At 64.6% G+C, this 19,857-nt stretch carries 20 protein-coding genes and 2 pseudogenes; 12 read left to right on the forward strand and 10 right to left on the reverse strand.

The genetic code is table 11. The annotated features are described in order from the left end of the window. Positions 1–167 precede the first annotated feature (167 nt). Positions 168–848, reverse strand: coding sequence for a deoxyribose-phosphate aldolase (gene deoC / locus DPV79_RS36020; protein WP_059585868.1), 681 nt, complete (start codon positions 846–848; stop codon positions 168–170). A gap of 146 nt (positions 849–994) precedes the next feature. Here deoC and deoR point away from each other — a divergent pair, with 146 nt between their 5' ends. Next, complete coding sequence (gene deoR, locus DPV79_RS36025) at positions 995–1,765, forward strand: DNA-binding transcriptional repressor DeoR (RefSeq protein WP_104766998.1); 771 nt, start codon at positions 995–997, stop codon at positions 1,763–1,765. A 34-nt stretch (positions 1,766–1,799) separates the two neighbouring features. On the opposite strand, the gene DPV79_RS36030 is transcribed toward deoR, so the two are convergent. The 6 genes from DPV79_RS36030 to DPV79_RS36060 all read right to left on the reverse strand — a co-directional run bounded on the left by DPV79_RS36030 (position 1,800) and on the right by DPV79_RS36060 (position 8,247). Continuing rightward, complete coding sequence (locus tag DPV79_RS36030; protein ID WP_113047659.1) at positions 1,800–2,852, reverse strand: aldose 1-epimerase family protein; 1,053 nt, start codon at positions 2,850–2,852, stop codon at positions 1,800–1,802. A 2-nt stretch (positions 2,853–2,854) separates the two neighbouring features. Continuing rightward, positions 2,855–4,228 carry an L-fucose:H+ symporter permease gene (gene fucP, locus DPV79_RS36035; protein WP_021157864.1) on the reverse strand — a complete coding sequence of 458 codons (1,374 nt, stop codon included), beginning with the start codon at positions 4,226–4,228 and terminating at the stop codon, positions 2,855–2,857. A gap of 41 nt (positions 4,229–4,269) precedes the next feature. Further along, a complete protein-coding gene (gene rbsK, locus DPV79_RS36040; RefSeq protein ID WP_113047647.1) occupies positions 4,270–5,196 on the reverse strand; it encodes a ribokinase in 927 nt (308 codons plus the stop codon). Positions 5,197–5,545: 349 nt separating this feature from the next. Continuing rightward, complete coding sequence (locus DPV79_RS36050) at positions 5,546–6,223, reverse strand: hypothetical protein (protein WP_113047649.1); 678 nt, start codon at positions 6,221–6,223, stop codon at positions 5,546–5,548. Positions 6,224–6,476: 253 nt separating this feature from the next. Further along, positions 6,477–7,334: a PhzF family phenazine biosynthesis protein gene (locus DPV79_RS36055; protein WP_113047650.1), complete on the reverse strand. Its 858-nt coding sequence runs from the start codon at positions 7,332–7,334 to the stop codon at positions 6,477–6,479. A gap of 94 nt (positions 7,335–7,428) precedes the next feature. After that, on the reverse strand, positions 7,429–8,247 hold the full coding sequence (locus DPV79_RS36060; RefSeq protein ID WP_059687477.1) for a TrmB family transcriptional regulator: 819 nt from the start codon (positions 8,245–8,247) through the stop codon (positions 7,429–7,431). A gap of 139 nt (positions 8,248–8,386) precedes the next feature. On the opposite strand from DPV79_RS36060, the gene DPV79_RS36065 reads away from it, so the two are divergent. The 4 genes from DPV79_RS36065 to DPV79_RS42885 all read left to right on the forward strand — a co-directional run bounded on the left by DPV79_RS36065 (position 8,387) and on the right by DPV79_RS42885 (position 11,126). Next, positions 8,387–8,752, forward strand: a complete 366-nt coding sequence (locus DPV79_RS36065; RefSeq protein WP_027792402.1) for a RidA family protein — start codon at positions 8,387–8,389, stop codon at positions 8,750–8,752. After that, complete coding sequence (locus DPV79_RS36070) at positions 8,749–9,954, forward strand: MFS transporter (RefSeq protein WP_113047651.1); 1,206 nt, start codon at positions 8,749–8,751, stop codon at positions 9,952–9,954. Before DPV79_RS36065 ends, DPV79_RS36070 begins: the two co-directional genes overlap by 4 nt. A 281-nt stretch (positions 9,955–10,235) precedes the next feature. Further along, positions 10,236–10,925 (forward strand): NUDIX hydrolase, encoded by a 690-nt coding sequence (locus DPV79_RS36075; protein WP_113047652.1) that lies wholly within the window; start codon positions 10,236–10,238, stop codon positions 10,923–10,925. A 36-nt stretch (positions 10,926–10,961) separates the two neighbouring features. Continuing rightward, positions 10,962–11,126, forward strand: a complete 165-nt coding sequence (locus DPV79_RS42885; RefSeq protein ID WP_165843610.1) for a hypothetical protein — start codon at positions 10,962–10,964, stop codon at positions 11,124–11,126. Between the two features lie 46 nt (positions 11,127–11,172). On the opposite strand, the gene DPV79_RS36080 is transcribed toward DPV79_RS42885, so the two are convergent. After that, positions 11,173–12,144, reverse strand: a complete 972-nt coding sequence (locus DPV79_RS36080; RefSeq protein WP_060228728.1) for an AraC family transcriptional regulator — start codon at positions 12,142–12,144, stop codon at positions 11,173–11,175. Between the two features lie 94 nt (positions 12,145–12,238). On the opposite strand from DPV79_RS36080, the gene DPV79_RS36085 reads away from it, so the two are divergent. The 3 genes from DPV79_RS36085 to DPV79_RS42325 all read left to right on the forward strand — a co-directional run bounded on the left by DPV79_RS36085 (position 12,239) and on the right by DPV79_RS42325 (position 14,355). Then, positions 12,239–13,069 carry an oxidoreductase gene (locus tag DPV79_RS36085; RefSeq protein ID WP_113047653.1) on the forward strand — a complete coding sequence of 277 codons (831 nt, stop codon included), beginning with the start codon at positions 12,239–12,241 and terminating at the stop codon, positions 13,067–13,069. Positions 13,070–13,252: 183 nt separating this feature from the next. Then, the gene (locus DPV79_RS36090) at positions 13,253–13,687 is read left to right on the forward strand and encodes a GNAT family N-acetyltransferase (RefSeq protein WP_113047654.1); all 435 of its coding nucleotides are present in this window, start codon (positions 13,253–13,255) and stop codon (positions 13,685–13,687) included. Between the two features lie 155 nt (positions 13,688–13,842). Further along, entirely contained in the window at positions 13,843–14,355 is a 513-nt protein-coding gene (locus DPV79_RS42325) for a hypothetical protein (protein ID WP_133295754.1), read from the forward strand. A gap of 482 nt (positions 14,356–14,837) precedes the next feature. Here DPV79_RS42325 and DPV79_RS36100 read toward each other — a convergent pair whose 3' ends face one another. Continuing rightward, entirely contained in the window at positions 14,838–15,962 is a 1,125-nt protein-coding gene (locus DPV79_RS36100; protein ID WP_059650144.1) for a M14 family metallopeptidase, read from the reverse strand. Positions 15,963–16,084: 122 nt separating this feature from the next. Here DPV79_RS36100 and DPV79_RS36105 point away from each other — a divergent pair. Together DPV79_RS36105 and DPV79_RS36110 are read left to right on the forward strand one after the other, a co-directional pair. Beyond that, positions 16,085–16,198, forward strand: a pseudogene (locus DPV79_RS36105) (plasmid pRiA4b ORF-3 family protein); the annotation flags it as partial. Between the two features lie 64 nt (positions 16,199–16,262). Next, positions 16,263–16,928, forward strand: a pseudogene (locus DPV79_RS36110) (IS30 family transposase); the annotation flags it as partial. Positions 16,929–16,958: 30 nt separating this feature from the next. On the opposite strand, the gene DPV79_RS36115 reads toward DPV79_RS36110, so the two are convergent. Further along, positions 16,959–18,131 (reverse strand): hypothetical protein, encoded by a 1,173-nt coding sequence (locus tag DPV79_RS36115; protein WP_133295755.1) that lies wholly within the window; start codon positions 18,129–18,131, stop codon positions 16,959–16,961. A 486-nt stretch (positions 18,132–18,617) separates the two neighbouring features. Here DPV79_RS36115 and DPV79_RS36120 point away from each other — a divergent pair, with 486 nt between their 5' ends. Further along, positions 18,618–19,001: a type VI secretion system baseplate subunit TssF gene (locus tag DPV79_RS36120; RefSeq protein ID WP_060088577.1), complete on the forward strand. Its 384-nt coding sequence runs from the start codon at positions 18,618–18,620 to the stop codon at positions 18,999–19,001. 265 nt (positions 19,002–19,266) lie between these two features. Beyond that, on the forward strand, positions 19,267–19,857 hold a 591-nt coding region (locus DPV79_RS36125), incomplete at its 3' end, for a contractile injection system protein, VgrG/Pvc8 family (RefSeq protein ID WP_279636638.1).

Raw genomic sequence — 19,857 nt, forward strand, 5'->3', positions numbered from 1 at the left:
GCCGTGGGTGCTCCATCGGTCTGAAGCCGTGCGGTTCGTGCATGGAACCGGATCGACGACGCGACGACCATGCCGACTGCCACGCCGCTGAAAATGATCGACAACGCGCGCGGTAGCAGCGGCGGCGGCACGATGCGCACCACCGCAGCCGTCAGCGCCCCGCGTCGTCAATACGCCGATTCGCCGCCGCCCTGGTCGGTGACGATCGCCACCCCCGAGCTCGTGCCGAGCCGCGTCGCGCCGGCCTCGATCATCGCCAGCGCGGCCGCGCGGTCGCGCACGCCGCCCGATGCCTTCACGCCGAGCACGGGGCCGACCGTGCGGCGCATCAGCGCGACATCCGCGAGCGTCGCGCCGCCGTGGCCGAACCCGGTCGACGTCTTCACGAACGCGACGCCGAGATCGCGGCACATCTCGCACACGCGCACCTTCTCGTCGTCGGTCAGCAGCCCCGTTTCGAGGATCACCTTGAGCGGCACCGCACCGCAGGCGCGGTGCACGGCTTCGATGTCGGCCTTCACGTCGTCGGCGCGGCCGCTCTTCAGCGCGCCGATGTTGATCACCATGTCGATCTCGCCGGCGCCCGCCGCGATCGCGGCGGTGGCTTCGAATGCCTTGGCGGCCGACAGCCCCGCGCCGAGCGGAAAGCCCACCACGGCGCAGACGAGCACGCCGGTATCGGCCAGCTCGCGCGCGGCGAGCGGCACGTTCGCCGAATTCACGCAGACCGAGTAAAAGCGATGCTCGGCCGCCTGGCGGCAGAGGTCGCGGATCTGTGCGTCGCTCGCGTCGGGCGCGAGCAGCGTGTGATCGATGGTTTGAGCGAGTTGGGCGTTGGAAAGCGGCATGTTTCAGGACTCCACGGATCGTGTGCCGAAAGGGCACACGGAAAGTTGATGTTTTCACATCGGTTTGTTACAAATACGACATTCCGGCCGGGCCCGCGCGCCCGGCACGACAAGCGACGGACGCGGCGCGCACGCAGGATACTGGCATGGAAACGAAGAAGGGCGAACGAATCAAGACGCTGATGAACGTGCTGCAAGGGCAGAACGCGATTCATCTGAAGGAAGTCGCCGAGCTGTTCGGCGTATCGGAAATGACGATCCGCCGCGATCTCGCGGACAACCCGCACGGCCTCAGCCTGATCGGCGGCTACGTGACCCGCCACTTCGCCGCGCAGCGCAGCGACATCGGCGAGTACGTGGTCAGCGCCGAGAACAACCGGCAGACCGAGGAGAAGCGCCGCATCGGCAAGCTGGCCGCGCAGTTCGTGACGACCGGCGACACGATTTTCGTCGACTGCGGCTCGACCACGCCGTTCGTCGTCGATTTCATTCCGGACGACCTCGAATTCACCGCCGTCTGCAATTCGCTGAACGTGTTCGCGAAGCTGCAGCAGAAGCCGCATTGCAGCGTGATCCTGTGCGGCGGTGCGTACCATCGCAAGAACATGGTGTTCGAGTCGGTGGCCGAGACGGGCATCCTCGATACCGTGCGCGTGTCGAAGGCGTTCATCTCGGCGGCCGGCGTGAGCGACCGCTGCGGCGTGACCTGCTTCAACTTCCACGAAGTCGACGCGAAGAAGAAGGTGATGGAACGCGCGCAGAACCGCTTCCTGCTCGTCGACCACACGAAGTTCGACGAAGTGCGCGCGGCCTATTTCGCCGAGCTGACCGACTTCAACTACGTGATCTCGGACGGGCAACTGAGCGGCCGCTACGAAACGGCGATCCGCGAACACGGGATCGCGCTCGTGACCTGACGCCGCGCGGGCGGGCATCGCGCTTCGCATCGCCTCAGGCATGGCGGGCTTCCGCCGCGCTCAGGTAGCCGGTGACGACTTCGAAGCGGCGCGTCGCGCCCGGCGCGAGGGTCGCGACATGGCCCTTGCGGCGCTCGGCCTGATACCCCTCCGGCTCGCAGGTCGACGGCAGCGCGAACGCGGCGACCTGCTGGTCCGCGTTGTGCAGGATCCACCGCGTCGCATGCGGGAATTGCTCGGGGCGGTACGCGGTGTGGAATGCGCCGCCGTCCGGATGCTCGAGCCGGAAATGCGCGACGCCGCCGGCATCCGTTTCCGCATCGTTCATGAAGAACACGATCTCCGGGTCGTACAGCGCGGGCGCATCGAGCGTGTGAAGCCGTTGCGGGTCGCGCGCTAGCGTGGCCGTGTAGTCGCGCCACGCGGCGGTCGGCTTCACGTGCGCGGGCACGCTGTCGCGCAGCCGCAGCCCGTTGTGCGGCAGCGACTGCACGAAACGGCCGCCGGGCACGTACGCGTAGTTCAGGTGCGCCATGTACATCAGGTCCATCGGCATGCCGCCGAGATTCGTCACGTCCATCGAGATCGTCATCTGCGCGTCGTGCTCCGTAAGCCGCACCGACGGACGCGCCATGTAGTGGCTGCCGAAACCCTGCACGTATTCGTACTCGCCGGTCACTTCGACGAACGCACCGCGCGCATCCGCGCCGATGACCAGGCTCGCGCGGTCCATCGGCGCACACGGCATCTCGCCGTGCAGCGCATGCATGTCGTCCGGCCCCGGGCAGCCGTTGCGCAGCAGCCCGCTGTGGAACATGAAGCAGCCGTAGGTATCGAGGATCGAAGCCGCGCGTTTCGGTTGCCGGAACATGTGCTTCATCGTCAGGTCGCGGCCGTCGAACGCGGCGGCCCAGATCATCTGGCCGAGATACGGCAGCACGACGAGATGGCCGCGCCGGTTCTCGAGCTTCAGCGCCTCGACGCCGGACGGATACGCGAACGCGGTGACGGTCAGGCCGTCGGTGCGGTACAGCGTGCGCGGCGTGTCGCGGAAGTCGTCGCGCCGCAGTTCGATTTCGCCTCGCATGCTCATGCCCCCGACGTGTTGCGCGTGGCGGCGTAGCGCGCGGATGCGTGGCCGTCGGCGGTTGCGTCGGGCGTCGCGGCCGGCAGGTGGCGCAGGCAGTAGAAGCCGTAGTAGACGATCACGACGAAGCAGGCGAGCGGCACGACGAACGCGAGCTGCATGTTGCCGCCCGTGTGGTCGGAGATCAGCCCCTGGATCAGCGGCACGACCGCGCCGCCGACGATGCTCATCACGAGGATCGAGCCGCCGTATTCGGTGTCCTTGCCGAGCCCGTCGATCGTGAGGCCGTAGATGGTCGGCCAGCACGGGCCGAGGAACACGCTCACGCCCACGGCCGCATAGACGGCCGTGATGTTGTGCACGCTGATCGTATACGCGAGCAGCGCAATGCACAGGATGCCGTAGACGATCAGCACCTTGGCGGGGCCGACGCGCTTCATCACGAGCGTGGCGACCAGCTTGCCGACGAAGAACGCGAAGAACGTCGCGAGCAGGTAGTGCGACGCGCCGCGCTCGGTGAGGCCGCCGATCTGCATCGCGAGCCGGATCGTGAAGCTCCACACGCCGACCTGCGCGCCGACGTACAGGAACTGCGCGACGACGCCCGCGACGAAGCGCCGGTTGCCGAACAGGCGTGCGAGCGTGCCGCGCGCGTCGATCCGGTGCGTGGCCGCGCCGGGGCCGTTGCCCTTGCAGGCCGGGTACGGCGTGAGCGCGAACACGATGAACACGGCGACGAGCACGACGATCAGCCACTTGTACGGCTCGAGCGTGGCCTGGATCATCGCGAGCTGGTGCACGTGGGCTTCGGCCGCCGACATCGCGGCAAGCTGCGCGTGCGACGCATCGCCTTCCTTGAAGATCAGGAAGCTGCCCATGTAGACGCCGGCCATCGCGCCGAACGGATAGAACGTCTGCGAGATGTTCAGCCGCCGCGTGCTGGTTTCGCGCGGGCCCATCAGTGTCGAATACGAGTTCGACGCGGTTTCGAGGAACGACAGGCCTGCCGCGATCACGAACAGCGCGACGAGGAACATCCCGTACTTCGCCATCGACGCGGCCGGGAAGAACAGCAGGCAGCCGGTCGTGTAGAGCAGCAGGCCGACCAGGATCGTCGTCTTGTAGCTGAACTTCTTCACGACGGTCGCGGCCGGAATCGCGAGGAAGAAGTAGCCGAGATAGAACGCGGACTGCACGAACGCCGATTCGAAATCGGACAGGAAGAACGACTTCTTGAACTGTGCGATCAGCACGTCGTTCAGGTTCGCGGCGGTGCCCCACAGCGCGAACAGGCAGCACAGCAGCGTGAAGGCGAAGAGCGGCGTGCGGTTCAGGTAATAGCCGTCGGGTGTGTGTTCGATTCTGGCTCGGCCCATGGGTGTCTCCTTCCTGGTTGTCTCGTCGATGAAGGCGCCGTTCAGATGCCGGCGTCGCGGAGGAAGCGTTCGAACGTCGCGGTGTCGGCGTATGACTTCTGCGTGCCGAGGCCCGTGACCGAATGCGCGGCATACGCGGACGCGTAACGCATCGCGTCGAGCGCGTTGCGCGATGCGGCGTAGCAGCGCGCGAAGCAGCCGATATAGGCGTCGCCGGCGCCCGTCGTGTCGCGCGCGTCGACCGGCACGCCGGGCACGTGCCGCACGCCGTCGCGCGAGACCAGCAGCGAACCGTCGCTGCCGAGCGTGACGAGCACGTGCTTCAGCCCGCGCGCGACCAGCGCTTCGGCGGCGCGTGCCGCGGTGTCGCGCGAATCGACCGGCATGCCCGACACGATCGCGAGCTCGGTTTCGTTCGGCACGAAGAATTCGACGGTGCGGATCCGCTCGAAATCGAGATCGGCGACCGCGGGCGCGGGGTTCAGCAGCACCGGAATGCCGTGGCGTGCGCCGAATTCGATCGCGTGATAGACGGTGCCGAGCTCGATCTCGAGCTGCAGCACGATCAGTGCGCATTCGGCGAGCTGCGGCGCGGCCGCGTCGATGTCGGCCGGCGTCAGGTGGCGGTTGGCGCCCTTGACGATCAGGATGCTGTTGCTCGAATCGGGCTCGACGAAGATCGGCGCGACGCCGCTCGGCACGCCGGCGACCTTGCGCACGTGCGTTGTGTCGATGCCTTCGCGCGCAAAGTTGCGGATCGTGTTGTCGGCGAACACGTCGTCGCCGACCTTCGTGACCATTACGACGCGCGCGCCGAGGCGGGCGGCCGCGACCGCCTGGTTCGCGCCCTTGCCGCCGCAGCCCAGTTCGAAATTCGGCGCCTCGAGCGTTTCGCCCCGGGCGGGCATGCGTGCGACGTAGGTCACGAGGTCGACCATGTTGCTGCCGATAACGGCGATTGTCTCCATCTGCGTCTCTTCCTTGGTATGGGGTGCGCCGCGCGGGGGGGTAGGCGGCGGCATGCACGATGTGATAATAAAATCACATTGAATGTGAAAATGCAATCACATGATGTTTGAAGGGTTACGCATCGGCGCGCGATGTGCGATGTGGATGGGATGGTTTCTCGGGGAAATCGACGTGTTGGCCGGTTTTGCCGTCGGATGTCGGATGAATTCGACGCGGCAGGGCCCGGTGCTGCGGATCGCCGCAGCAGGAATGCCGTTCGGGTGTGGGGAGGGGCGCCGGGGGTGACGGGCCGGCTCGACCGATCCGGCGGTGGTTATGCGGGCGCTTTCGCGTGTTCTTGCCCGGCGCTTACGCGTACTCGGCGATCAGCGTATCGAGATTGCGCTGCGCGAGCGGTGTGAGCGGCGCGAATTCCGTCGATTGAAACAGCGGAACCTGCGCGCGCAGACGTTCAAGCGCCTGCTTGCGACCCTCGCGGAATGCAGCCGACGGCGCATCGGGGTCCTGTGCCCACTCGCATGCGATTGCGCGATCGTATTCGCGCAGTCGATCGGGCGCGGCCGCGAGGATCGCGAGATCCGCGTCGAGAAAAAGCCGCCCGGCACGCTGCAGGTCCGGGGCGGACGCGAACGCATCGGGCAGCCGGTGCGATTTCGTCGCGAGTACGAGATCGTGCGCAACGGATACATGCGATGCGTGCGCACGCAACCAGGATGCGCTGCAGTGTGCGTTCGTGATCTGCACGAGCCATTGCGCGCTGCGTGCTTCGTTGTCCGCATGATCCGGCAGCGTCGTCGCGTAGACGAAGTCGTGCGCCCATACCGCAAGCTCGATCGCCGGCCACAGCGGTTCCGCGCGATATGGTGCGAGATGCGCGAACAACTCGGCCAGGTGCGCGAGCGTGTGGTAGTGGCGTTGCGGTTCGCCATACGCGTGCTCGACGAGCGGCCAGACGGCGGCCGTGCCGAAGCAGGTATCGCAGGCGGCGTGCAGCGTGCGGGCGAGGTCGGGGGCGAGGGCGTTCATGAGCGGCGATCGGCTCGGGCTGGCGATGCGCGCAGCATAACAAACGCGGCGGCGTGTGCCGTGCTTGCTGCGTATCGATCCGGCGATAGCCGCGGACTTTGTCGCCGGCATATCGCGGCGTGGCGGGCGGGGCGGCCGCACCGTATTTCCGATCCGGCGGTGGCCGGACGGTAGCGGCCGGTTCGTCGTCGCAACGGGTTGCCCGCGCGCAGCGCGATGCTGGCGATCGCGACGATATTTCAGCACGGCGCGTCTACACGTTGACGACGCCGCGCCCGAGTTCGATCACGCGCCCGCCGACACCGATCTTGCCGTCTGCACTGACCGACAATCGCAGCAGGCAAGGCCGACCGACGGCTTCGCCTTGCTCGACCCGAAACGCGGCGGGCAGGTCGCGGTTCATCGCAAGCAGCCACCCGGCCAGGTTCGCGCAGGCCGATCCCGTCCCCGGGTCTTCCGACACGCTGCCTTGCTTCACGAAGAAGTAACGCGACACCACCGTGCCCGGCCGCTCGGCATCGAACGCGAATACATACGCGGTCTTGCGGCCGAGGCTGCTGGTCGGCCAGATGCCGATGCCCGCGCTGTCGGGCTGTGCGCGGCGCACGGCGGCGGGGTCTTTCAGCGCGACGAGCAACTGGTCGGCGCCGGTATCGACCCAGATTGGCGGGGCGAGCAGGTCGTCTTCCGTCAGCCCCAGCAGGGCCGCCGTCCGGGCATCGGACAACTCGCAAGCCGCCGTCTTCGGCATGCCGGCATGCGGCGCGGTAAACGTCCACACGTCGCCGTGCGCGCCGACGTCGACCACGCCGGCCTTGAATTCGAGCGCGAGTTCGTTGCCCGCGCCCAGAAGGTCGCGCACGACATGCGCGGTGCCGAGCGTCGGATGGCCGGCAAAGGCCATCTCGTAGCCCGGCGTGAAGATGCGAACCCGCGCATGCGCGCGCTCCGATGGCAGCACGAAGGTCGTTTCGGACAGGTTGAACTGCACGGCGAGCGCCCGCATGGTCGCGTCGTCCATGCCGCGCGCATCCTCGAATACGCAAAGCGGGTTGCCGCCGAACGTCGATTCGGCGAATACGTTCAGCAGGCGGAAGGCATAGGCGGTCATTGGACGTTCGCGTCAGTGTGGTGATTCACGTACCGGGGTGGAGTGCGCGCCGCGCGATGCACTCCGCGCGGGCAGCCGTGCAGGGTCGCATGGGTCAGCTCGCCTTGTCGAGCGGCGCAAGCATCGCCTGCATGTCGGGATGCTTCAGGACTTTCCGGTACTCCGCCGGGCTCATCGCGTCGATCAACACGCGCCCGCTCACGTCGGCCTTGATGTACTCGACCGCGAGCAGCGCAATGACCGGGTTGGTCGTCAAGGTGGCGTGATCGGGCGAATGATCGCCGAATTCCGCCACCACGGCCTCGGTGTTGTCCGCCACGGCGACGGCGAGCCGGCGGCCGGACAGCCTGAGCCGCGCGCTGGCACCGCATTTGGCCATGTCGTAGTGGCGCGGCCCGTTGAGCGTGCGATTGCCGTAAATCGCCACGTGCGTGTCGACGCCGCGTGCCGCGGCGGCCTCGAGCAGCGGCCCGAGGGCGTCGATCTCCTCGTCCCAGACGCCCGCGAAGATCTGCGTTTTCGCATTGACGATGACGCGCGCGAAGGCGCTGGCGATCGCTTCCCGCCCGCTCAGCGACCAGACGAGCCCCGGCTCCTGTTGAACCGGCAGCCGGTCGAGCGCGCCCGCGGCCGTTTCGAGATCCGCATTGAAGCGCTTGCGCAAATCCTCGAGCAACGACCGGTGGGGCACGGCCGCGTAGCGGACGGGCTCGGAACGGTTGACGAGCACCGCACCGCGCGCCTCCAGGCGACCCAGCGTTTCATAGATCTTCGAAGGCGGCATGCCGGCGCGCCGGCCGACTTCCGCCCCCGTCAGCGCGGCCTGCCCGACGAGGGCCGCGTAGGCCTGCGCTTCGTACTGGGTGAATCCAAGCCGGATCAACGACGTGATCAGCTCCGTGTTTTCGCTCATGTGTATCGGCTCCGGCTCTTGCGCCCACGGCGACTTGCATGGGCTTGCTTGATTAACTACTGGAGTAGTATACAATCGCTCGAACTTACTACCCAAGTAGTAGGCGACGCTTCTTAACCTGACTGGAGAGATCTTCAACATGCGAAAACGGATCAGCACCGGCTCCCCGTGGGAGCCCAAGGTCGGCTACTCGCGCGCGGTGGTCGTCGACAACACCATCTACATTTCGGGGACGGCCGGCAAAGGCGCGGACGTGTACGCGCAGACACGCGATGCGCTGGCGACGATCGACCGGGTGCTGGCGGACAGCGGGTTCTCGTTGTCCGACGTCGTCCAGAGCCGCCTGGTGGTCGCGGACTTCGACAACTGGGAAGCCGCCGCACGCGCGCACGGGGAGATCTACGGCGATATCCGGCCGGCGTTTTCGCTGGTGCATGCGCTTCCGTTCGTCGATCCGGAGATCCTGGTCGAAGTCGAGGCGATCGCGGTCAGGCCCGCGGCATGACCGACGCCGGCAGCCGCGGGCCGCTGTCCCGCACCGCGACGGCTGCGCTTGCGCTGGCGGCCGGCGTGGCGATCGCCAACGGTTATGCGTTGCAGCCGTCGCTGTCGGCGATCGCGAGCGAGTTCGGGGTGGCGGCGTCGCGCATGGCGGCGCTCGCGTCCGTGACGATGCTCGGTTATCTGGTCGGCCTCGCCGTGCTGGTGCCGCTGGTCGACCGCTTCAGCCCGCGCGTGCTCGTCTCGATGCAGATGGGCGCGCTCGCGTTGTTGCTCGCGTGCGCGTCGTTGTCGCCCGGGCCGCTCGTGCTCGATGCCGCGTTTTTCCTGGTGGGCGCGGCAACGACGGTGGCGGCGCAATGCAGCGCCGTCGCCGGAAAACACGCGGATCCGCAACGGCGCGGCGTGGCGATGGGGGCCGTGTCGGCGGGCATTTCCGCGGGAATCCTGCTGAGCCGTTTCGCGGGCGGCGTGTTGTCGCAATGGTGCGGATGGCGCGGCGCATTGCTCGTGCTGGCCGGATGCGTTGCGCTGGCCGCCGTCGGCGGTGCGGTGCTGTTGCCGGGCGGCCGGCCGGAAGGGCTGCCCGGCCGTGCGAACGCGATCGGTGCGCTTCCGCGGTTGCTGCGCGACAGTGCGCCGTTGAGGCGTCGTACCTGCGCCGGCATGCTGTGGTTCTTCGCGTTCAACCTGGTCTGGGTGGGGCTCGCGCTTCGTCTGGCCGAGCCGCCGTATAACCTGGGTGCCGCCGCGATCGGTGCATACAGTCTCGCGGGCGTGCTGGGCCTCGGCGTGACGCGCGTTGCCGGAAAACTCGCCGATCGATTCGGCGATCGCGCGGTCATCCGGGGCGGGCTTGTCGTGGCGGCCGTGTCGACCTTGCTCCTTGCCGTTGCGCTCGGTCGTCCCGGATGGCTGGCTGTCGGGCTGGCGTTGTTCGATGCCGGTTGTTTTGCCGCGCAGGTCGCGAACCAGACGCGTGTCGTCGCGATTCAGCCGGCCCGGGCCGGGGCCTTGAGCGCAGCGTACCTGACGCTGTACTACGCGGCCGGTGCCGGCGGTGCCGTCGCGGCCGGGCTGCTCAACGCGCGGGTCGGGTGGGGCGCGATGATGATCGTGGCGGCAGCGGCCATCGCGGCGGCCGGGTGGATCGGTACCGCATCGGCGCGCATCGATGCGCGGAGCGAGCCGAGATCCGTCGCCTGAGCGAGGACGCGACGTGCGCGCGCGGTCGAACGGAATCCCGCCTTTTCGTGCATGATCGGTTTCTCCGTTGATCGACGGCGATCGGGTTTCGGCATTCAATCATTCGCAACGCAGGCGGATATCTTTAAGCCGGAGCAGACAGTCGCGCACCCGCGCGTGTCATTTGCGATCGCATGCGAACACCGGTTCATCGGATTGACCGCAACGACGCCGCGCCCATGCAACACGTGTCGGGTTCAGTGTCGTGCAGCGTGTGCAGGTGCCGCACGCAGGAGGCAGACATGGAACCAGACAGAGGCGTCGTGAATACCGGCGCCGGGTTGGCAAGCGCGCACGCGGAAGCCGGCTCGCCGCAGGCCGCGCTGGAAGCGATCGTCCGTGGCGTCGAAGGTCACGGCATTCCTGCCGGCACCGACTGGCCGACGGCGAAGCAATTCCTCGCGGACAACGACGGGCAGTGGAAATTCTCGGCGGTGCTGGTCGCGATCGTCGCGCGGCGCGAGCCGACGATCCTGTTGACCCGGCGCGCGTCGAATCTCAGCGAATACTCGTCGCACGTGAGCTTTCCGGGTGGACGCCCGGCGGAAGCCGACCGCGATATCGGCGCGACCGCGTTGCGCGAGGCGTTCGAAGAGATCCGCCTCGCGCCCGGCGCGGTCCGCGTGGTCGGCAGCTTGCCGATCCATAAAACCAGAAAGCGCCACCACGCGATCTTTCCCGTGATCGGCCTCGTGCCGGAAACGGCGACCTGGGAGGCGGCGCCCGCGGAAGTCGCGGAAATCTTCGAGTTTCCGTTCGCCGCGCTGCTGAATCCGGATCTGCCGCGTCAGTACACGGACGGCGAACGCATGGGCGCGTGGTATTGGGCGGAGCAGACCCAGGACATCTGGGGCGTGACGGCCTTCATCCTGAATTCGCTCGCGGGCCTGGCACGCGATGCCGCGCACGGCGAGCCGGCGCGCCGCGACTAGTTCATGCATCGGGCCTGCGTCCGGCAAGGGTGATTCATGGAGATCGCGGAAACGTTCGGCGACGAAGGATTCGACATCCCTCGCCGCTATTTTGCGGCCGTCGCGATTCTGGTCGGCGTATTCATGTCCGTGCTCGACAGCGCGATCGCCGCGCTGTCGTTCTTCGCGAGCGTCGCGCGCATCTATCGGCAGCGGGGCTAGACGCGGTCGACGGAAATCCGCGCGCGGGCCTGGCGCGGTGCCCGATTCAATGCGACGACACGAACACCGCATCGTCGAATGCCGCCGGAATGGCGAAGCTCTCGCGCATGCGCTGCGTTTCCTTCGCCGGCGTCAGGCCGAACAGGCGTTTGAATTCGCGGCTGAACTGCGACGGGCTCGTATAACCGACCGCGTAACCGGCCGCCTCCGCCGTCAGGTCCTCGCGCACCATCAGCAACCGCGCCTGATGCAGCCGTGTCGACTTCAGGTACTGCATCGGCGATACCTGCGTGATTGCCTTGAAGTGGCTGTGAAAGCTCGGCACGCTCATGCCGGCTGCGTCGGCCAGTTGCGGCACGTCGAGCGGTTGCGCGTAATCGGCGTGAATCACGCGTAGCGACCGGCCGATCCGGCCGAACTGCCCGCGCATCGCCAGCGCGCTGCGCATCGCGCTGCCCTGCGCACCGGTGAGCACGCGGAAATACAACTCGCGCAGCAGCGCCGGGCCGAGCACCGCGGCATCGAGCGGCCGGCCCATCGCCTCGACGAAACGCAGCACCGACGCGTGCATCGTTGCATCCATCGGCGTCGACATCATGCTCCTGGGCGCCTGCACGGGCTCCGCGATGCCTTCGCGGTCGATCTGTGCCGCGAGTTCGGCGGCCATCGTGAAATCGAGGTGCAGATACAGCGCGAGCAGCGGGCGCTCGGGCGTGGCGTCGGTTTCCATGCTGAACGGCACGGGCACGGACACCGCCAGGTAGTGATGCTCGTCGTACAGATAGCGCTCGCCGCCGAAGTAGCCGCGCTTGCAGCCCTGGCACACGATCACGATGCCCGGGTCGTACAGCACCGGCGTGCGGGACAGCGCGCGGTTCGAACGCAGGATGCGCACGCTCGGCAGTGCCGTCAGGTTGTAGCCTTCGTCGGGCGCCAGCGCGCGCAGCAGCGTCACCAGGCGCTTTCGGTCGCGCGGCGGCAGCGACAGGGATCGGGCAGAGGCTGGCTGGAGGCTCATAGTTTTGTGCAAGAAAATCAGCGGAATCGGGCTTATTCGACGGGGTTCGTCAGACTAGTATGCATGCTCCAATCGACATTCGGGAGAAGCTCACATGGCATCCGCAAACCTCATGCTCATTACCGGCGTCAGCAGCGGCTTCGGCCGCGCGCTCGCGCAGGAGGCGCTTGCCGCAGGTCACACGGTGGTCGGCACCGTGAGAAGCGCGCAGGCGGCGCAGTCTTTCGAAGCGCTGTCCGCGCGGGCATTCGCGCGCGTGCTCGACGTGACCGATTTCGATCGCATCGACGGTGTCGTGGCCGAAATCGAGGCGAACGTCGGGCCCGTCGACGTGCTGGTGAACAACGCCGGCTACGGGCACGAAGGGATCATGGAAGAAGCGCCGCTCGCGGAGATGCGCCGGCAGTTCGACGTGAACGTATTCGGCGCGGTGGCGATGATGAAGGCGGTCGTCCCGTTCATGCGCGAGCGGCGGCGCGGGCGCATCCTCAACATCACGTCGATGGGTGGCCACATCACGATGCCGGGCATCGCTTACTACTGCGGCAGCAAGTTCGCGCTGGAAGGCATTTCCGAAGCCGCCGGCAAGGAACTCGAGCCGTTCGGCATCGCGGTGACGGCCGTGGCGCCGGGTTCGTTCCGCACCGACTGGGCCGGCCGGTCGATGGTGCGCACGCCGCGCTCGATCGCCGATTACGACGCGATCTTCGACCCCATTCGCCAGGCGCGCGAGGAGAAGAGCGGCAAGCAACCGGGTGATCCGGTGAAAGCGGCGCGGGCGATACTCGCCGTCATTGCGGCACAACATCCGCCGGCCCATCTGCTGCTCGGCAGCGATGCGCTGCGGCTCGTGCGCGGCAAACTCGCGGCGCTGGACGAGGAAATCCGGGCGTGGGAGGCGGTGACGGTATCGACGGATGGTTGAAGGGCGTAAGTCGAGATGTGAGCTGTCAGGCAGTCGGCGTCGGGTCGGGTCTGGGATTGCTTCGTTGTTGCTTCGTCAAGGGGCGGGATCGGCCAGTAGGAGACAGTCGACACGCTCACGACGATCGCTGACAATCGCGATGAAACCTACGGTTTTGCACGTTCCCAACACCTTGGCGGATACATGCTCGCTATAACTCGGCTGAAAGCGCTTCCTCCAGAGTTGGTCGACCTTGAGCGCGAGGCCTCGAAGCAAGGGTTTAACTTTTTGGGTCGTCTGATCGACGAGTGGCACACCGGTAGTAATAGGTTTGACAAGCCGGGAGAGTGTCTTTTAATGGCTTCGGTCGCCGGAAACATGGTTGCTATCGGCGGTTTGAACGTTGATCCCTATAAATCGATCGGCGATACGGCTCGACTGCGTCGTTTGTATGTCGCAAGTAATTTTCGGCGTCGGGGCGTTGGCGAAGCGTTGGTCTGTGCGCTTCTCAAAGAAGCATCCGGAACATTTCGTGCAGTTCGGCTTTCGACAGATACCGAAGCCGCTGCCGCCTTCTATGTGCGACTCGGCTTCAGCGCAATCGAGGATGAGACCGCTACGCACATAAAAATCTTTTGAGGAGGTTGCTTCGAAGGATGTGGGCGGAAACTCAGGGTCAGCCGGAGCCGACCGCTGCCGGACTGAGTTCGGCCACAAAGAGGCATTCGACGGTCGAGGCTAAATCGCTCACAATTATGACCGGCACGCCAGTCACGATGATGTGGCGTTGTTCGATGAAACCATACAAAGCGATCACAACAATGAAAATGCTGGGTCTAATGCTTTGCGTGCTGGGGATATGTTTCGGCGTGGTGGCACTCTCGATCACGTACATTTATTGGCTGGTTAGTCCCGTCGGTTTGCCGTGTCATTCCGCAAGCTATGACGGGACACTCGATATAGAGAATCGATTCATCGGGAAAGAAGCGTTCTTTCTCAGCAATGGATTTTCGATCCCTTTGGTTGGAAAATCGATCCTCTTGGCGGGGGGGGCGGCACGTTCTCACGGGCCATTTCCGATGACGTTGTTCGACGGATTGCCAGCTGGGACTCCCATGCGTCTGGAATTTTGTGGCCCCGCGATCGTACGGGTGAAGTTAGATGATCGTGAAATCTTCACACGCACTCAGAAGAACGCAGACGATAATCGAGCGACGGGCATGCAGCAGTGGGGAGAAGGCGCAATACTTGCGATTTTGGCTGTGATAGTGGGTCGTTGGTTAGTGCGGCGCGCATCCGATTCGTGATCAACTGACCGCCTTTTCAATCATTGGCCATCTCGATTTGCTGAAACGAATGTCTGCTCTGGAGGGGCTGCAATGTCTGATCCGGGTCGCGAGGCGCTTTTCGCACGGCTCCACAACGGCCACTCGGTGTCGCGCGTGGCTGTTTGCAGACATTGCCGGACAGCATGATAACGAGATAATGACATCTTTCCTTCGCAAACGGTGACAACTTTATTTTGGTCTACGCGTTTGGCTACACGATCTGTCTCAGGTCACTTGGTCGGCTGACCTCCAACACCTCTCGTTGTAACCGCAGATGCCAAGACTCTCCAGGTCTTGGCTTTTTTATACCGCTGGCCATCGTATCCCATCGGAGATAACTGGCTTGTGCCGGAATCGAAGTCCGGGCGCGGGGCCGCAATCCTGACCTTCAAACCCTCTGCAAACGAAGGTTTGGCACCGCGGAGGCGTCCATGCGTGCTCGACGGAAGGCGAGCAGGACCTCAAGGCCGCACGGACGGCGCAAGCGCCAGGGCGGTTTCGAGCACGGCCCGTCCGAATGTGCGGGCGTATGCGGTCGCATCGGCGTCGTCACGCGGTCGGTCGGCGCTCTCCTTGAACGGCAATTCGATGGTCATCGCCAGCGCATCGAATTGCTCCGCGACCCACGGGATGCACTTCCTTGGGCTCGCGTGGTCAGGTCGGTCGACGGAATAGCCGCGCGCTGTCTGGAACACGGGGGAGCGTCGCAGCAGGTCCTCGTCGAACGTGCGGCGCAGGGCCTGCAAGCGTGGCGTCCAGGCGGGGCTGCCGTCGGCGCCCACCGAGAAGACGTGGGGCAGGACCTCGTCGCCATGGAAGTCGACGAGCAGGTCGAGTCCGAGCGCTTGCATGCGACGGCGCACGGCGGCCGTCTCGGGCGCATCAGGATACTCGCGGTCCCAGCAGCGGTTGAGGTTGGCGCCGCGCGCGTTCGTGCGCAGGTTGCCCAGGCGCACGCCGTCCGGATTGGCATTGATGACGACATGCACGGCTGAGCCACCGTTCTCCCAAACAGGACGCAGCTCGCCGCACAGCCCCTGCACGAGGCCCTCGAGGCAATAACCGCCCTGCGATTCGCCCGGATGCTGGCGAGCCATGAACCAGAGGCGAGTGCGTGGCGCATCGCCCTCGAACGAGAGCATGCGGATCGGCTCGCCGAGCGCGGAGGTTCCGAGGGTCTCCAGCGTTGCGCCTGCCTGCGTCGCCTGAGCGACGAGGTTGTCTTCGGCGACGCGGTCGAAGGTCGGAAAATAGGCAAAGCGCAGGCGCCGGGCCGGGCCGGGCGCGTGGAACGCGAGCGCATCGCCATCGAAGTCTGTTGGCAGGCGGCGCCAGGCCGCCGCCTCGCCGCCATCGGCGCGCATGCAGACGCGGTAGTCGACCCAGCCTTTCGGGTAGGACGAGCCGGCCAAACCCTCGATGCGCACGTCGACGCCGCCGGGCGGCAGATCGACCAGCTCGAACGCGAACCATTGGGCGAATTCGGCGGCGTTGTCGCTGCGCAGACGCAAACGCAGGGGGGAGCCGCTGGTGGGAGAGGCAACGTGATCGATGGCGGCGGCTTCGAAATCGGTGTCGATGTGCATAGGTCTGGTGTTAGGACAGTGTCAGGGCCTGCAGGCTTACAACGCGACATTTTGCGCGCCGTTGATGCAGGCGTTTGTGGCACGGGACGAAGGTGCCGCAGCGGACGCGAGATCCGCCAGCAGCAGACCATTACCGAAACTGGGTCGGCCCCGGCTTCGACGCCGAACTGTTCGATTTGCGTGCTGCCAATGCCACGCTGCTACGCATGGCTTCCAATCGTTGGGGAAACCGGTAACTTACGCCGTCAATACGGTATCGGCTCCACGCTTACCAAGCACGTGTATGCGGTCAACAAGGACTATCAGGTGTCGCACGAGACTATCTATCGGAGCCTCTATATCCAGGCCCGTGGTGCGCTGAAAAGAGAACTGCTGGAACACCTGCGCCGTTCTCGGGCGATGCGTCGATCGCGTCAACACACACTGAAGACCGAGGACCGCACGAACATCCGCGATGCCATATCGATCAGTGAACGGCCGGGCACGGCCGAGGATCGAGCGATACCCGGGCACTGGGAAGGCGACCTTCTGTTCGGCAACGCCAACAGTCAGATTGCAACACTCGTCGAACGCCAGACCCGGTTCCTGATGTTGGTGAAGATTACCAGCAAGGACTCTGAAGCTGTCGTCAATGCTCTGATAAGACACGCCGGCAAGCTTCCGCAGGAATTGTATAAATCGCTGACGTGGGATCGGGGCACGGAGATGGCTGGTCACAAGCGCTTCACTGTCGCGACGGACATCAAGGTCTACTTCTGCGATCCCCAGCGTCCCTGGCAACGCGGCACGAACGAAAACACAAACGGGCTTCTGAGACAGTACCTCCCAAAAGAAATCGACCTCTCTGCCTACTCGCAAGCCAAGCTCAACGCCATTGCCCGACGGCTCAACGAACGTCCACGCAAGACACTAAACTTCGATACACCGGCTGAACGATTCCATCAAGCTGTTGCATCGACCGGTTGAATCCCCCCGGGACGGCCGTTCGCCGTTCAATCATCGAACCACGAATTCGTTCAGGTCCACCGGTAGGCACAGTCGCTGTTCGTGCGCTTTCATCAGGCGAGAAACGATATCTTGCCCGGGGTGGGGAACGCGTGGAGTCTTTGCCGCATAGTACGTAATCCACAATCGGTCGGCATCGTTGCCGATCTGTTGCTCTCCCAGATAATGCGATGGATCATTGCTGAAGAATATTGCGTTGGCGGGGCAAGGATCAGTGTAGCCCTCTGCATCGAGATCAAGCATGGTATCGCGTATTTCAGCCATCCATCTATTCCATATCGATTCGTCCTCAGCAGGCGGCAAGTTTGTATCGATGAATACGTAAAAAGGTAGATCGACTTCTTTCTTATAAGCTTCCAGCAGTGGTTTTCTGATGTCAACTTGATCACCCGGCCCAATGTCGCGGCCGCCGTTGAAGCCTTGAATTCCTCTGCGGTGCCTGCTCTTTACCTCTACAGCGATTTTTATTGGGGAGAACCGATCATTTGCGATGAATTCTGGGTGTCGTCGTGAGTTGTCCTGTTCATCTTCGAACTCGAGTGTGAAGCCTGCTACGACGCACATCGCGGCGACCTTTAATTCATGTCGAGCGGCCTGAAAGAATCGAGAGTCCAGAAGTCGAGCTTTTAGCATGCGCTCAAGCGTCGAGTTATCACCTATCGTGAACAAGTCGTACGCGAGCCGAAACCACGCTGCTCCACTTCCGATTTGGGAGGCTCTGGGATCTGGACTCTTTTCTTGCAAAACCCTTTGACGATGGCTTACATAGGTATGCATCCACTGCATCGCGGGATGGCGTTGGGCCAGCGGCTTTTTCTCCTCAGCTTGCAGAAACGGCTCGCCAAAGAACAGTAGCGCGTGGTCGTGTATGACGTTAGTGAAGTCGTATGGATCGTCTTGCGCCTGTCTATAGAGGCTGCAGCCCACTGCTACGATCCACTTGCCGTCAAATCTGCAGCACACGGGCATGCGAGCGTGTCCGTAACGCTCAATGAACGCGCTCTCCCCGTCTTTCAAGCGAGCAAATTCTTTCTGCGCTTTCAACAAGAGTGATGCATCAACCGATGCTGCTCTCGCTTGCTGGGCAAATTGCCCCACTACCTGTACTGCCGCGCTTGTCAACAAGGCAGCTTTCTTGATTTTTGGGGAAGGATCGTGTGGCATGTCGCTTTTTGCGCCAACATTGGATAGGGAAATCGCAAACGAGGTAGGACCGCTCGACAAGAGTATATGTCCGTAGCCCCCACAAAGCTGCCATCTCGCTGTCGTAGGTCTGAAGGTCCGCTTCGGGCCGCAAAGAGCCCTTCGCGCGGCTCCACAACCGCCACTCGATGTCACGGGTGGCTGCTTGCCGACGTCGCCGAACGGTGTGATAACGAGATAAGCCTGCTTATCCCGCAGGCACGATTGACCGCTCAAACTCGGGTTCCGCGGAACGCGTAACCGCGCCTGCCGGCGGTGCGAGTGCGTCCCGGGTGAGTTGACATCTGTCTTCGCAACGCCGGGGCGGTGACGACTTTATTTCGCGACGCTCAAGTCAATGAATTTGCGAAAGTTTTCCGTTCCCCGGTCGATGCCGACCGGCGAAGTGACAACTTTCCTTTGGTCTACGGCTGGCCCAAGTTTCGACATGGCGAGCTGTGAGAGCTAATGTCGCTGCTGGTGCCGCAGCCTGTCCGTCTGAACACCGGCGGCGTCGAGACGTTGCGGCGGCTCTGCGTGCGCCTGGCCGCACCGTCGCTCGACGCCGGCAGGCGGTTTGACGCGATGGTGTCGCTGTCGACAACCCGCGTGCGACGCTGGATGCCCGGCAAACCGGCCTCGGCGTTCGTGTCCGGCCTGAACATCACACTCGTCGTAGACGAGCAGCGTTTCGCGGGCTTCAATCTGGAGACGCTTGCGCGCGTGATGGAGCGGCTGTTCGCGCCGTACGCGCCGGTGAACAGCTTTGTGTCACTCGTACTGGCGTCGGCCCATACCGGCGCGACGCTGCGTCGCGGACAACCGCTACCCGGCGTCACGCCGGTCGTCTAGGGTGAGCGCCTCGGAAAAAAAGACCTGCCGGGCCGGTTGGCGCGGCAGGTGGTAATGATGCGGGCCGATTGTTGTGGCTCACCGCGAGGGCGAGCGGAAAGACCAGACGTCATCAAATCTTTCCGCTGCAAATCATAGCCGATCGGTTCATCGGTGAAATCAGGGGCCAGATAGTGTCTTTTGTTTTGTCGGATTTTCTCCTACATTAACGGGGCCTCGGGCCGGCTGGCCTGCCGGGCAGAACCTGAGAAGGAATGAACAAAAAATGAGTTTCGCTCCGAATGGCGGTCCTCCGACCGGGCTCGGCGGCAGCCCGCTGGGTGCCTTGACGCCGATCAGCAGTGCATTGGGCGGCCTCGGCGGTTCGCTCGCCTCCGGCGTCGCCGGACAGCTTGGCCCGCTGGCTGGCTTGGCCGGCCACGTCGACACTGTGCAGCGCGCGGTGCGGCTCGCGCAGACCGGTTTCTCGCTGATGGAGAAGACGCCCAGCGCGATCGCCGAAGCGTTGAACAACGCGACCGGCACCGCCCGCCTGACGCAGCGGAACCGGTACGTGACGCTCGACACACCGCTCGGCCCCGACGTGCTGCTCGTGAGTGCCGCAGTCGTTGACGAACACGTGAACCGCCTGCCGGAAATCCACCTCGACCTGCTGTCCCATCGCCACGACCTTCGCCCGGAAGACCTGATCGGCCAGCAGGTCAAGATCCGGTTCGACCAGCAGGCGCACCTGTCGACGCTTGAGCGCGTCGTCGCATCGGGTACCGGCGACAACGATCGTTACTTCGACGGCTACGTGGCGTCGTTCGACCGCGCGGGCAACCCCGGGAACGTCACGCAGTATCACCTGACGGCG

The sequence above is a fragment of the Burkholderia reimsis genome (assembly GCF_003294055.1).
GTDB classification, from domain to species: Bacteria; Pseudomonadota; Gammaproteobacteria; order Burkholderiales; family Burkholderiaceae; genus Burkholderia; species Burkholderia cepacia.